The organism is Winslowiella sp. 2C04 (assembly GCF_050037805.1).
Taxonomy (GTDB): Bacteria; Pseudomonadota; Gammaproteobacteria; order Enterobacterales; family Enterobacteriaceae; genus Erwinia; species Erwinia toletana_A.
Map to the genome: position 1 here is coordinate 1,288,056 of NZ_CP188300.1, position 12,869 is coordinate 1,300,924.

General features: G+C 54.9%; 10 protein-coding genes. 7 read left to right on the top strand and 3 right to left on the bottom strand.

Going from position 1 to position 12,869, the window contains the following annotated elements:
* The first annotated feature begins 202 nt into the window (after positions 1-202).
* The 3 genes from ansP (at position 203) to ACP3TC_RS05590 (ending at position 3,691) form a co-directional block, all read left to right on the top strand.
* On the top strand, positions 203-1,699 hold the full coding sequence (gene ansP / locus ACP3TC_RS05580; RefSeq protein ID WP_426817722.1) for an L-asparagine permease: 1,497 nt from the start codon (positions 203-205) through the stop codon (positions 1,697-1,699).
* 119 nt (positions 1,700-1,818) lie between these two features.
* Entirely contained in the window at positions 1,819-2,397 is a 579-nt protein-coding gene (gene nudK, locus ACP3TC_RS05585) for a GDP-mannose pyrophosphatase NudK (protein ID WP_313853106.1), read from the top strand.
* Between the two features lie 235 nt (positions 2,398-2,632).
* Positions 2,633-3,691, top strand: coding sequence for a DUF1176 domain-containing protein (locus ACP3TC_RS05590; RefSeq protein WP_426817723.1), 1,059 nt, complete (start codon positions 2,633-2,635; stop codon positions 3,689-3,691).
* A 181-nt stretch (positions 3,692-3,872) separates the two neighbouring features.
* Here the strand turns inward: ACP3TC_RS05590 and tkt are convergent, their stop codons facing one another.
* From tkt to rpiB, 3 genes are all read right to left on the bottom strand, one after another.
* A complete protein-coding gene (gene tkt / locus ACP3TC_RS05595) occupies positions 3,873-5,873 on the bottom strand; it encodes a transketolase (protein ID WP_426817724.1) in 2,001 nt (666 codons plus the stop codon).
* Positions 5,874-5,966: 93 nt separating this feature from the next.
* Entirely contained in the window at positions 5,967-6,917 is a 951-nt protein-coding gene (tal, locus tag ACP3TC_RS05600; protein WP_313853103.1) for a transaldolase, read from the bottom strand.
* Positions 6,918-7,275: 358 nt separating this feature from the next.
* Positions 7,276-7,737: a ribose 5-phosphate isomerase B gene (gene rpiB / locus ACP3TC_RS05605; RefSeq protein ID WP_313853102.1), complete on the bottom strand. Its 462-nt coding sequence runs from the start codon at positions 7,735-7,737 to the stop codon at positions 7,276-7,278.
* 442 nt (positions 7,738-8,179) lie between these two features.
* Between rpiB and ACP3TC_RS05610 the strand changes: the two genes are divergently transcribed.
* From ACP3TC_RS05610 to ACP3TC_RS05625, 4 genes are read left to right on the top strand one after another with little or no spacing between them, the layout of a single operon-like run.
* Positions 8,180-9,520, top strand: a complete 1,341-nt coding sequence (locus ACP3TC_RS05610) for an MFS transporter (RefSeq protein WP_426817725.1) — start codon at positions 8,180-8,182, stop codon at positions 9,518-9,520.
* The gene (locus ACP3TC_RS05615; protein ID WP_426817726.1) at positions 9,517-11,274 is read left to right on the top strand and encodes a dihydroxyacetone kinase family protein; all 1,758 of its coding nucleotides are present in this window, start codon (positions 9,517-9,519) and stop codon (positions 11,272-11,274) included. The genes ACP3TC_RS05610 and ACP3TC_RS05615 overlap by 4 nt, the downstream gene beginning before the upstream one ends.
* Entirely contained in the window at positions 11,271-12,062 is a 792-nt protein-coding gene (locus tag ACP3TC_RS05620) for a triose-phosphate isomerase family protein (RefSeq protein WP_426817727.1), read from the top strand. The genes ACP3TC_RS05615 and ACP3TC_RS05620 overlap by 4 nt, the downstream gene beginning before the upstream one ends.
* Complete coding sequence (locus ACP3TC_RS05625; protein WP_426817728.1) at positions 12,063-12,869, top strand: sugar phosphate isomerase/epimerase family protein; 807 nt, start codon at positions 12,063-12,065, stop codon at positions 12,867-12,869. It begins immediately after the preceding gene.

Genomic DNA, 12,869 nt, shown 5'->3' on the forward strand with positions numbered 1-12,869 from the left:
TCCGGGGTGATATTTTGCTTCGCCCTGAGAGAACGGGTAGGATTCATCGCCGTTATTTTGGCTGCACTCGTAACATTATAAATAACAGAGTGATAGCGATTTAACCCATTTAAGACGGCGCAGCGCAAACGTTTGGTTGCGCCATCCGGCGATGGGAAGAGCGTACAGGCGCTCTATCAATGGACAGGAAAATAGGACAGGTATGAAAGCTACGAAAAAAAACGCAGCTGAACTTCGCGCTGCAAAACGACGCTGGTTGAATTCCCATGATACCGGTTATCAAAAAGCGATGGGTAATCGTCACGTTCAGATGATTGCTATTGGCGGTGCCATCGGCACCGGTCTGTTCCTCGGTGCCGGCGGACGTCTGCAGGCTGCTGGTCCGGCACTGGCTCTGGTCTATTTAGTCTGCGGGATCTTCTCTTTCTTTATTCTGCGCGCATTAGGCGAACTGGTGCTTCATCGCCCCAGCAGCGGCAGTTTTGTTTCTTATGCCCGTGAGTTCCTGGGTGAAAAAGCCTCTTATGTTGCGGGCTGGATGTATTTCGTTAACTGGGCGATGACCGGTATTGTCGATATCACCGCTGTGGCGCTGTATATGCACTACTGGGGCGCGTTCGGCGATGTACCGCAGTGGGTGTTTGCACTGGGTGCGCTGGCGATTGTGGGCACCATGAATATGATTGGTGTGAAATGGTTCGCTGAGATGGAGTTCTGGTTTGCACTGGTGAAAGTTCTGGCGATTGTCGTCTTCCTGGTGGTCGGCGTCGTGTTTCTGGGCAGCGGTAAGCCGCTGGATGGCAACGCTACCGGTTTCCATCTGATCAGTGATAACGGTGGATTTTTCCCACATGGTTTGTTACCGGCTTTAGTGCTGGTGCAGGGCGTGGTATTTGCTTTCGCTTCGATTGAGCTGGTGGGTACGGCAGCGGGGGAGTGTAAAGACCCGCAAACCATGCTGCCGAAAGCAATTAACAGCGTAATCTGGCGTATTGGTCTGTTTTACGTTGGCTCAGTGGTACTGCTGGTGCTGCTGTTGCCGTGGAATGCTTATCAGGCAAACCAAAGTCCGTTTGTCACCTTCTTCAGTAAACTCGGCGTGCCGTATATTGGCAGCATCATGAATATTGTGGTGCTGAGTGCGGCGCTTTCCAGCCTTAACTCCGGACTTTATTCTACTGGTCGTATTCTGCGATCGATGTCGATGGGCGGTTCCGCACCGCAGTTTATGTCGAAGATGAGCAAACAGCAGGTGCCGTTCGCCGGTATTTTGGTCACGATTGGCGTGTATATCATTGGGGTAGTGCTGAACTACTATGTGCCGTCACAGGTGTTTGAGATTGTCCTTAACGTGGCATCGTTGGGAATTATCTCTTCCTGGGCATTTATCGTGGTATGTCAGATGCGACTGCGGAAGGCGATCAAAGAAGGTAAAGCTGATGACGTCAGCTTTAAGCTGCCGTGGGCACCGTTTACCTCCTGGCTGACGCTGCTGTTCCTCGTCAGCGTGCTGGTACTGATGGCATTCGATTATCCGAACGGCACTTACACCATTGCCTCGATTCCACTGATTGCGGTGGTGCTGATTCTCGGCTGGTTTGGCGTGCGTAAACGCGTTCATGCGCTCGGACACAGTGAGCAGGATCATCAAGACGCTGACCAACAAGATCGCCCGGCATCAGAGCAGCCACACCCATAGCATCACGGTGGGCTGGTCTGTGCTGGCCCACTGCAACGGCTAATTCTTCGCTTTCAGATAGTTTTCTCTCGCTACGCATCTTAAGATGACAGGCTCCCTTATTGTGGTATGGAGACGGTATGTCGGCGAAAGTTGAAATTATTAAAAATAAACTCCTGTCAGAAAACTGGTTCGTTTTACGCAATTTCACCTATGACCTTATCGGCAAAGATGGCTCCACGCTGCGCCATAAGCGCGAGGTCTACGACCGCGGTAACGGTGCCACTATCCTGTTATATAACCGCGATAAAAATAGCGTGGTACTGACCAGACAGTTTCGCATCGCGACCTATGTTAATGGTAATCACAATGGCATGTTGATTGAAGCCTGTGCTGGCCTGCTTGACGATGACTCGCCGGAAGATTGTATCCGTAAAGAGGCGATTGAAGAGACTGGCTATGCTATCGGACAAGTAGAAAAGATTTTTGAAGCCTATATGTCGCCGGGAGGCGTCACTGAACTGATTCATTTCTTTGCCGCTGAATACGATGAGTCGCTGCGTGATAATCGCGGCGGTGGGGTTGAAGATGAAGATATTGATGTGATGGAACTGCCTTTTCCCGAGGCACTGACCATGGTGAAAGATGGCCGTATCCGTGACGGGAAAACGATTATGCTGCTGCAACATGCGCAGATTGCCGGTTGGCTGAAAGCCTGATGTTATCGCTTAACGTGTTACGCAGCACCCCCACTACCGGCGATTAATTGTCCGATAAATCCGATTGAGCCACTGACTCTGCGTCAGGATGATAACGGCTTACCCCTTCGCTTAGTGACGCACGATCTTTCACCGCCTGGTTCAGCTTTATGGGCCAGGTCACAGATAAAGGCATGTTGATGGGTTGGCGTTGCGTTATCATCACCGCTTCAATTATTTTGGATCTGATTACTTAATGCCTTATTGGATGAAATCGCTGCTGTTATTGCCTTTTCTTTTCGTCGCCTGTGCGCGGGCAGAGCCGCTGCAAAAGACTTTTTCCGACTGGCAAGTCACCTGTAATAACCTTAATTTTTGTCAGGCCAGAAGCCTTCCTGGCGACAACGGTCTGGCGATGAGCATTTCCCGTCACGCCGGTGTCAACGATCGCCCATTATTACGCATTGATTACGGTAATCGCCTGAGTGGCGAGCTGAGTGGTGGCAGCTTAAAAGAGAATCTGCTGCTCGATCAGCAGCGTCTGCGCCCCGATCTGAAACACTGGACGGTCGAGCCGCATCATCTCTCGACCTCACATCCTATTTCAATTGACGAATTCCTCTCGCAGGTGCTGGACGCCGATACGATTCAGCTGACATTTCGCCCGCAGGCGGCGATTTCCCTGCATGGTATGAAGGCCGCCCTCTTGCTGATGGATGATCTTCAGGGCAGGGTGAATGGCATGAGCGCATGGGTGCGGCGCGGAGATCGTGTGGCATTTGATGTCCCCCCTGAGCCGCCGTTGCCGCTGCTGCATGGGCCGGAACATCCGCCACAGCCGCTGACGCGCGAAGAGAGCACGGGATTAATCGATTTCGGTACCTGGCGGGTAAACACCGATGAGTGTTCGCTCGACCCGATGCGCCGTGAAGTCAGCGTTGCGCCGCTAAGTGATAAAAAAGCGTTACTACTGGTCAGCTGTGAAATGGGGGCATACAACGTCATTCAACTGGCGTTTGAAGTGAGCCGGGCGCTGCCTTATGTGGCGCGTGGCCTGTCGCTCAGTCTGCCTTTTACTCCGCCCAACCGCAGTGAAAAGCAGATGGAACTGATTAATGCAGAATATGACGCGGCGACCAGCCAGCTACTGACCTTTGCCAAAGGGCGTGGGTTAGGGGACTGCGGCAACGCTTCGCGCTGGCAGTTTAATGGCAGCAGTTTTGTGCTGGCGGAATATGCTGAAGAGTCGACCTGCGATGCCTGGCACAGCAGCGACGACTGGCCGACGCTATGGGTGAGTCAGCGAGCAGAATGATGTCTGCTGTAAACGCTGGTGTGCACCAGTCGTCGTTCTGGCGGGCTGTCCGGTTTGTTTTTTCGTCACGGCGATCGCGAAGGTGATTCAGAAGCAATTTGGGGTAGAGAATCAAAAAAATCCGTAACCCCTGGCAGGATTACGGATCGGATCATTAACGACTTTACTGCCTGAGCCAAAATCAGTGCGGCTTTAACAAGGCTTCCGCTTTGCTGACAATGTTTTCAACCGTGAAGCCAAACTCGGCAAACAGTTTCTCCGCCGGGGCGGACTCACCAAAGCTGGTCATGCCGACGATGGCACCGTTCAGGCCAACATATTTGTACCAGTAGTCGGCGATACCCGCTTCGACCGCTACGCGGGCAGTAACGGTTGACGGCAATACTGACTCGCGGTAAGCGGCATCCTGCTTGTCAAACAGGTCGGTTGATGGCATCGAAACCACGCGTACTTTATGGCCCGCCGCTGTCAGTTTTTCTGCGGCGCCCAGGGTGATTTCCACTTCGGAGCCGGTTGCAATCAGAATCACATCCGGTGTGCCATCGGCATCCCGCAAAATGTAAGCACCGCGCGAAATATCTTCCAGCTGCTGATTACTGCGCTGCGGCTGCGCCAGATTCTGCCGTGACAGGATCAGCGCGGTAGGGCCGTTATGGCGCTCCACGGCATGTTTCCATGCCACTGCGGTCTCCACCTGGTCGCACGGACGCCAGACGCTCATATTTGGCGTGACGCGCAGGCTGGCCAGCTGTTCAACGGGCTGATGCGTCGGGCCATCTTCGCCGAGGCCAATCGAATCATGGGTATACACCATAATCTGACGCGCTTTCATCAGTGCAGCCATACGCACCGCATTACGCGCATATTCGACAAACATCAGGAACGTGGCGGTATAAGGCACAAAGCCACCGTGATGGGCGATACCGTTGGCAATCGCGGTCATCCCGAACTCACGGACACCGTAATGGATATAGTTACCGGCAATATCATCCTTGATCGATTTAGAGCCGGACCAGATCGTCAGGTTACTTGGGGCAAGATCGGCAGAACCACCGAGGAACTCCGGCAGCAGCTTGCCGTAAGCTTCCAGTGTATTTTGCGAAGCTTTACGGCTGGCGATTTTCTGCGGATTAGCCTGTAACTGTTCGATAAATTTCTGCGTTTCAGCCTGCCAGTTTTCCGGCATTCCGCCATCCATACGACGGCTAAATTCGTTAGCCAGTTCCGGATGCGCAGCCTTATAGGCGGCGAACTTATCGTTCCAGCTTTTCTCGCGTTGCTGACCAGCGGTTTTCGCATCCCACTGGCTGTAGATCTCTTTCGGTACTTCAAACGGCGGATAATTCCAGCCCAACGCTTTACGCGTCAGTGCCACTTCTTCATCACCGAGTGCTGCACCGTGCGCTTCTTCTTTGCCCGCTTTATTGGGTGAGCCAAAGCCGATAATGGTGCGGCAGATAATCAGTGACGGTTTGTCAGTGACGCTTTGCGCTTCTTTAATCGCGTTGGCGACCGCCTGTGGATCGTGGCCATCAATTTCGTGCACCACATGCCAGTTATAGGCTTCGAAGCGCTTCGCGGTGTCATCGGTAAACCAGCCCTTGGTTTCACCATCAATGGAGATACCGTTGTGGTCGTAGAAGCCGATCAGTTTACCCAGCCCCAGCGTACCCGCCAGTGATGAGACTTCATGGGAGATGCCTTCCATCAGGCAGCCATCGCCCATAAACACATAGGTGAAATGGTCAACAATCTCATGATCCGGGCGGTTAAATTGCGCGCCCAGCGTACGTTCGGCAATGGCTAAACCGACGGCATTAGCCAGCCCCTGACCCAGCGGGCCGGTGGTGGTTTCCACGCCTGGGGTGTAACCAATTTCCGGGTGACCCGGCGTTTTCGAGTGCAGCTGACGGAAGTTTTTCAGCTCTTCCATCGGCAGATCGTAGCCGGTGAGATGCAGCAGGCTGTACAGCAGCATTGAGCCGTGGCCGTTTGACAGCACAAAGCGGTCGCGATCGGCCCAGGCCGGATTGGTCGGATTATGCTTGAGGAAATCGCGCCACAATACTTCAGCGATATCCGCCATGCCCATCGGCGCACCGGGATGGCCCGATTTGGCTTTTTGCACCGCATCCATACTGAGTGCGCGAATGGCGTTAGCAAGCTCTCTGCGTGAGGACATATGTTCCCCCCTGTTGAATTGATTCAGGAAATTTGTCGGGCGGCGCTGGTGCCGCCCGGTCGTGCGGATTGCACAATAAATACCGCGGACGAACTACAGTCTGGCTGCCAGCACATCTTCCAGTTTCTGCTGATCAACCGCGAACTGACGAATACCTTCCGCCAGTTTTTCCACCGCCATCGGATCCTGATTATGTTCCCAGCGGAACTCGGATTCAGACAGTGGCGTTGGCGGGTTAAAGGCTTCGGTGGATGGCGACAGCTTACGCTCAACCGGCGCATCGCTGGCCTGCAGCTCTTCCAGCAGGTTTGGTGAAATGGTCAGACGATCGCAACCGGCCAGCGCAAGGATCTGCTCAACTTTGCGGAAGCTGGCACCCATAATCACGGTGTTGTAGCGATGCTGTTTGTAATACTCATAAATGTTGCGCACGGATTTCACGCCTGGATCTTCATCAACCACATACGGATCGAGAGGTTTACGCGTGTTGTACCAGTCGTAAATACGGCCAACAAATGGCGAAATCAGGAATACGCCCGCTTCGGCACAGGCGCGTGCCTGAGCAAAGGAGAACAGCAGCGTCAGGTTACAGTTGATGCCATTTTTTTCCAGTTCTTCTGCCGCGCGGATGCCTTCCCAGGTAGACGCCAGCTTGATCAGGATGCGTGAACGGTCAATGCCGTGTTCTTCATACATCCTCACCAGCTTTTCAGCTTTAGTGACACACATACCGCGATCGAAAGAGAGGCGGGCGTCGACTTCAGTCGATACGCGACCCGGCACGCTTTTCAGAATTTCGAGGCCAAGGTTAATTGCCACTTTGTCACTGGCGTTAATAATCTGCGTCTCTTTGCTGCCGCCCTGTTTTTTGGCGTAATCGATGGCATCGTCAATCAGGTGTTTATAGGAGTCGAGGCCGGAAGCTTTCAGGATCAGAGAAGGATTGGTGGTTGCATCTTCAGGATGATAATTGCGGATCGATTCAATATCTCCACTGTCAGCGACGACGGTAGTGAACTGTTTTAATGCCTCTAGCTGGTTCATCTTATGGCTCCTTGATGTGCAATCAATAATGCGAATTGAGCCGTGGCGCAGTTATCGCCGCAGTTGTCTTGCCAGAGGGGGCGTGCGCTTTAACCAGCGGGCGACCTGGAGTGGCATGTCGCGGTCTTGACCCGATCGGGTTTCAGCACCAACGACACAACGACGCTAACCGACACGGCTGAGTGTTCTTAGGCGAAACATTGCATCAGACGTCCAGGAATGAAAATGCGTTTTCTCTGATTGTTGCGATGGGTTCGCTCAATGACCGCGTAGCGGACAGTTAAAAAGCTGAACAAAAAGTATAGCAGCTGGATGAAAAAGCGTGATGGCGCACGCAGAAGGTGCGCCGCATGTCGGATTACTTTTCGCTGACCGCTGCCTGCTCGTAATAACCGATCTTCTCAACTTTTTCCGTTGAGCCGCCGCCCTCAAACTCTGAATTCAGCCAGCTGTTAATAATGCTGCGCGCCAGCTCTGGACCAATCACGCGTGCTCCCAGTGTGATCACCTGTGCATTGTTACTTTTACGCGCCCGCTCGGCGGAATAGGTGTCATGACACTGCGCTGCGCGAATGCCCGGCACTTTATTGGCGACAATCGCCATGCCGATACCAGTGCCGCAAATCAGAATACCGCGCTGATGTTTACCGTCGCGAATGGCGTTAGCCAGCGTCCAGGCGATATCCGGATAAATCGGTTTGGTGGTCTGCGCATCGTTACTGTAGTCGCTGACATCAATATTTTTATCCTGCAAAAACTGCTTAATCAGGTTTTTCAGTTCCAGAGCCGCGTCGTCGGCACCAATTGCGATTGAAGACATAGGGTTACTCCCGCTGGGTTATCAGAGCCGCTGGGTTGGATTGCATGGCCGGGCAGCCCAGGCGGCGGTTCTCTATTACCCTGCCACACAATTGTTCATATGTTCAAGTGTTGTTCTTTTGTTTATGGTGAGGTAACACACTGCTCCCGTTTCGCGACCCTCGCCGCCGTTGAGTCTGGCGCTATATTCGCGATAATTGTCACAATTAAAGGTTTTGAGCTTGGTCACAGATTTCATTTTACAGGGTAGGGTTTGAACATTAATTCATGTAGCGTTCATATGTTCACGCATTGATGCAATGCACAAGAAGACCCACTGAGGACTCAACCATGCGTCAAATCTGCCTTCTGCTGACCTACCATCCGGCACACCCTCGCCGGAATGCACCTACACCAGGGTACTTACGCTTTGCCAGCGCACTGCAAGCTGGCGGAGGTGTTCAATGAACGTGACTGAACAACAGGCAATTGAGAAATCTGCCATTCGTAAGGTTTCGTGGCGACTGGTGCCCTTTGTGGCACTGATGTTTTTTATTAACTTCCTTGACCGTACGGCAATCTCCTTTGCCGGTCCTAATGGCATGACGCAGGATCTCGGGCTAAGTGCAGCACAGTTTGGTCTTGCCTCTGGCATCTTCTTTATTGGTTACATCCTGCTTGAAGTACCAAGCAATCTGGCGCTGCACCGCTATGGCGCGCGGAAATGGCTGGCGCGCATTATGGTCAGTTGGGGGATCGTCTCGCTGCTGTTTACCTGGGTCAGCAGCATCGAAGGGTTATATACTCTGCGCCTGCTGCTGGGCATCGCCGAAGCCGGTTTTTTCCCGGGCGCGATTCTGTTTCTTAGCATGTGGGTACCGGCGCAACACCGCAGTAAAGTGCTGTCGCTGTTTTACCTGGCCCAGCCGCTGACGGTGGTGCTGGGTGCACCGCTGGCCGCCGCGCTGATTGAGCAGCATGGCCTGTTTGGTTTATCCGGATGGCGGGTAATGTTCCTCGGCGTGTCTCTGCCGGCAATTATCATCGGCATTATCGCGTGGTTCTATCTGGTGGATTCGCCGCGTGAGGCAAAATGGCTGAATAAGCAGGAAAAAGAGTGGCTGACCCACGCGCTGGAAAAAGAGCATCGGCAGAAAAGCCCGAATGGTCACGCCAGCGTACGCAGCGTGATGTTTAACGGCCGCGTCTGGATGCTGTGCCTGATCTACTTTGGCTTTATCTATGGTCTTTATGCGCTGGCATTTTTCCTGCCGACCATTATCTCTGGGTTCCAGCAGCAGTTTGGCACCTCATTTAACGTGATTGAGAAAGGACTGATCACCGGCGTGCCGTATCTGTTTGCCGCGGTGGTGATGTACTTCTGGTCGAAAGATGCCACCCGTCGCGGTTGTAAAACCTGGCATATTGCGCTGCCAGCGTTAACCGGTGCCATCAGTGTGCCGCTTGCTTTATATATGGAATCGCCGATGGCGACCATTCTGATGATTTCAATTACCGCCAGCTCGATCTTCGCCGCGTTACCCAACTTCTGGACGCTACCGACGCAGTTCCTCACCGGTGCTTCGGCAGCGGCAGCGATAGCGCTAATCAATACCCTGGGCAATGTTGCCGGTTTTTCGGCGGGCTATCTCACCGGCATGCTGCATGACGCGACCGGCGGTTACACCGTTGCGATGATGGTGGTCGGCGGGTTCATGCTGCTCTCCTCGCTACTGATGCTGTTACTTAACGCGAAACGTTCAGGATTTCAGTCTGCCCATATTGCACAGGAGCAATCTCAATGACCTATCTGTTTAATCAACCCTCGGCGTTTGCCAGCGAACTGATTGAAGGTTTTGTCGCCGCCAATGCCGATAAAGTCCGTCAGGTGTCGGGCGGCGTAGTCCGCAGCACCCGCAGTAAACCGGGCAGTGTGGCGTTGGTGATTGGCGGGGGTTCCGGCCACTATCCGGCATTTTCCGGGCTGGTAGGACAGGGCATGGCACACGGCGCGGCAATGGGAAATCTGTTTGCTTCACCTTCGGCGCAGCAGATCTATAACGTCGCACGTGCTGCCGAAAATGGTGGTGGGGTGCTGCTGGCATTCGGTAATTATGCCGGAGACGTGCTGCATTTTGGCCAGGCCTGTGAGCGCCTGAAAGCGGAGGGCATAGCCTGTGAACTGTTGGCGGTAACCGATGATATTTCCAGCGCGACGCTGGACGAACGCGATAAACGCCGCGGCGTGGCGGGCGATCTGGCGGTGTTTAAAGCAGCTGCAGCCGCTGCGGAAGCGGGCTATTCGCTGGCCGAGGTGGCGCGTCTGGCACGTCATGCCAATCATCGTACCCGCTCGCTCGGCGTGGCGTTCTCCGGCTGTACGCTGCCAGGCGCGCAACAACCGCTGTTTGAAGTGGCGCACGGCACCATGGCGCTAGGGATGGGCATTCACGGCGAGCCTGGCATCGACGAGTGCGCTATCCCAGCCGCCGATACGCTGGCGGAACTGTTTGTCAGCCATCTGATGAAAGAGCGTCCGGAAGAGATGAGTGCGCGCAGCGATCAGCGGGTGGCGGTGATCCTCAATGGTCTTGGTTCGGTCAAATATGAAGAGCTGTTTGTGGTGTATCGCCGGGTGGCGCAGCTGTTGGCCGCTGAAGGTCTGCAGGTGGTGGAACCGGAAGTTGGGGAGTTCGTCACCAGCTTTAATATGGCCGGCGCCTCGCTGACGCTGATGTGGCTGGACGATGAACTGGAAACCTTCTGGCGTGCGCCTGCCAATGCTCCGGCTTTCCGCAAGGGCAGCGTGATAATTGCCGAACCGCTAAGCGATATCGAACAACTTTTGCCAGAGATCGACACCGTGCCTGCTGCCAGTAAAGTCTCACAACAGGCGGCCAGCTGCGTGCTGTCGATGATTGAAGCGATTGCCGAAGTGATTGAGATTAATGCCAATGAGTTGGGACGTATCGATGCGGTGGCCGGTGACGGCGACCACGGCATTGGTATGGAGCGCGGCTCTCTTGGCGCACTGGAAAAAGCCCGCGAGATGCTGCAGCGCCAGGCCGGTGCCGGCACCTTGTTATGCCGCGCTGCAGATGCCTGGGCAGACAAAGCTGGCGGCACCTCCGGAGCATTATGGGGCGTAGCGCTGACCGCGATCGGCACCGCCATTGGCGACCAGCAGCGACCGAATGCACAGCGTGTGGCCCTCGGCGTGCAGCATGCGAAAGAGGGCATTATGCATTTCGGTAAGGCGAAACCGGGTGATAAAACGCTGGTGGATGTGCTGGTGCCGTTCAGTGACTGCTTAACCAGCCGGGTGAATGCCGGAGATTCCTTAGCGGATGCCTGGGCGGCGGCGGCTAAACAGGCCAGCCGAAGCGCTGAAGAGACTGCCGGGCTGCTGCCAAAAATGGGGCGTGCGCGGCCGCTGGCGGAAAAAAGTCTCGGCACGCCGGATGCCGGGGCCGTTTCGCTGGCGCTGATTGTGAACAAAGTGCTGGCTCAGCTGCAGGCTGGTACGCCGGTGCAGCAATTACAGGAGATCAGCGAATGACACAGCCGCGTATCACGCTGGGCGTTAGCCTGAAGATGTACTTCAGCTATCAGCAGACGCTGGACTGGAGCCAGCAGGTAGCGGAAATTGCCCGCCGCCATCCGGCGATTGTCACCGGCGAGGTCGGCCTGTTTGTATTACCGGCTTTTCCGGCGATTCCTGCGGTAAGGGCCGCGTTTCAGGGGAGTGAAGTGCGCGTCGGCGCACAGGATCTCTGCTGGGAGGATAGCGGTGCATGGACCGGCGAAGTGAGCGGCACCATGCTGGCGGAAATCGGTTGTCGCTATGTCGAAATTGGCCATGCCGAGCGCCGTCGCCACTTTGCGGAAACTGATAAGCAGATTGCTGCCAAGCTGGCCGCCGCGCTGCGCAATGGTTTAACCCCGGTATTGTGTCTGGGTGAGGAACAGCACGTCACCAGCCAGCAGGCGATTGCCATCTGCCGCCAGCAACTGATGGCAGCATTAAGCGAGGCGCGTCAGCAGCAGCTGAGTGGTGAGATTGTTGTTGCCTGGGAGCCGCAGTGGGCGATTGGTGCGCCGGCTCCGGCTCCGGACGATTTTATTGCTGAAGTTTGTCAGGGATTACGCCAGATAAATGACCTCGGTGATGTTCACTGCCGCGTTATTTATGGTGGCAGTGCCGGGCCAGGTTTACTCGGCCGCCTCGGTCATCATGTCAGCGGACTGTTCCTTGGGCGTTTTGCCCATCAGCCATCGGCGCTGGCACAGATTATCGACGAGGCTGCCGCGCTGGCGGCAGCGGCACAAGCGGTTACGGAGGGATAAATGGCGATTGGATTAAGTACCTATGCGTTTTTCTGGCGCAGTTCTGCACGGGTGCCCGCACCCCTGACGCTGCCGCAGATGCTGGAACAGACTGCCAGCATGGGAGTAAGACTGTTCCAGATCTGTGACTATCCGCAGATTGAAAGCTGGAGTGATATCCAGTTACAGGCGCTGCGCCAGCAGGCGGATACGCTGGGAATACAGCTGGAGCTGGGAACGCGCGGGCTGGAAACCGCTCACTTACAGCGTTATCTGCAACTGGCCGAAATATTGCAGGTCAGGGTAATTCGTTCGATGTTTAACAGCGCGCAGCATCGCCCGACGATGGCGGAAGCGGCGGCGCTGATCGAAACCATTTTGCCGCAGCTGGAACAGCAGGGCGTGCAGCTGTGTCTGGAAACTTACGAGCAGGTGAACAGCGCCATGATGATGTCGGTGATCAATCGTTTCCCAGCGGCGGCCGTCGGCGTCTGCCTCGACCCGGCCAACTGTGTGGCGGCACTGGAGCTGCCGCAACAGGTAATCGCCAACACTGCCGGGCGGGTACTTAATCTGCATATCAAAGATTTTGCTTTTAGCCGCCAGGATGGCTGGGTCGGCTTTACGCTGGCCGGCTGTCCGCTGGGTGAAGGGCTGCTCGACTATGACCTGCTGATTGAGCAGGTGCGTCCCGCAGAGCGCGGCATTAATCAGATCGTCGAACACTGGCTACCCTGGCAGCAGGATGCGGCAAGCACCTGCCTGCGCGAAGCCGAGTGGACCCAACAAAGCGTTGATTTTTTACGTCACAGACAACCCCAGGAGTAA

What these genes read in the sequence shown, in the direction of transcription:
- ansP (WP_426817722.1), top strand. Translation starts at nt 203, where the DNA reads ATGAAAGCTACGAAAAAAAACGCAGCTGAACTTCGCGCTGCAAAACGA.
- nudK (WP_313853106.1), top strand. Translation starts at nt 1,819, where the DNA reads ATGTCGGCGAAAGTTGAAATTATTAAAAATAAACTCCTGTCAGAAAAC.
- ACP3TC_RS05590 (WP_426817723.1), top strand. Translation starts at nt 2,633, where the DNA reads ATGCCTTATTGGATGAAATCGCTGCTGTTATTGCCTTTTCTTTTCGTC.
- tkt (WP_426817724.1), bottom strand. Translation starts at nt 5,873, where the DNA reads ATGTCCTCACGCAGAGAGCTTGCTAACGCCATTCGCGCACTCAGTATG.
- tal (WP_313853103.1), bottom strand. Translation starts at nt 6,917, where the DNA reads ATGAACCAGCTAGAGGCATTAAAACAGTTCACTACCGTCGTCGCTGAC.
- rpiB (WP_313853102.1), bottom strand. Translation starts at nt 7,737, where the DNA reads ATGTCTTCAATCGCAATTGGTGCCGACGACGCGGCTCTGGAACTGAAA.
- ACP3TC_RS05610 (WP_426817725.1), top strand. Translation starts at nt 8,180, where the DNA reads ATGAACGTGACTGAACAACAGGCAATTGAGAAATCTGCCATTCGTAAG.
- ACP3TC_RS05615 (WP_426817726.1), top strand. Translation starts at nt 9,517, where the DNA reads ATGACCTATCTGTTTAATCAACCCTCGGCGTTTGCCAGCGAACTGATT.
- ACP3TC_RS05620 (WP_426817727.1), top strand. Translation starts at nt 11,271, where the DNA reads ATGACACAGCCGCGTATCACGCTGGGCGTTAGCCTGAAGATGTACTTC.
- ACP3TC_RS05625 (WP_426817728.1), top strand. Translation starts at nt 12,063, where the DNA reads ATGGCGATTGGATTAAGTACCTATGCGTTTTTCTGGCGCAGTTCTGCA.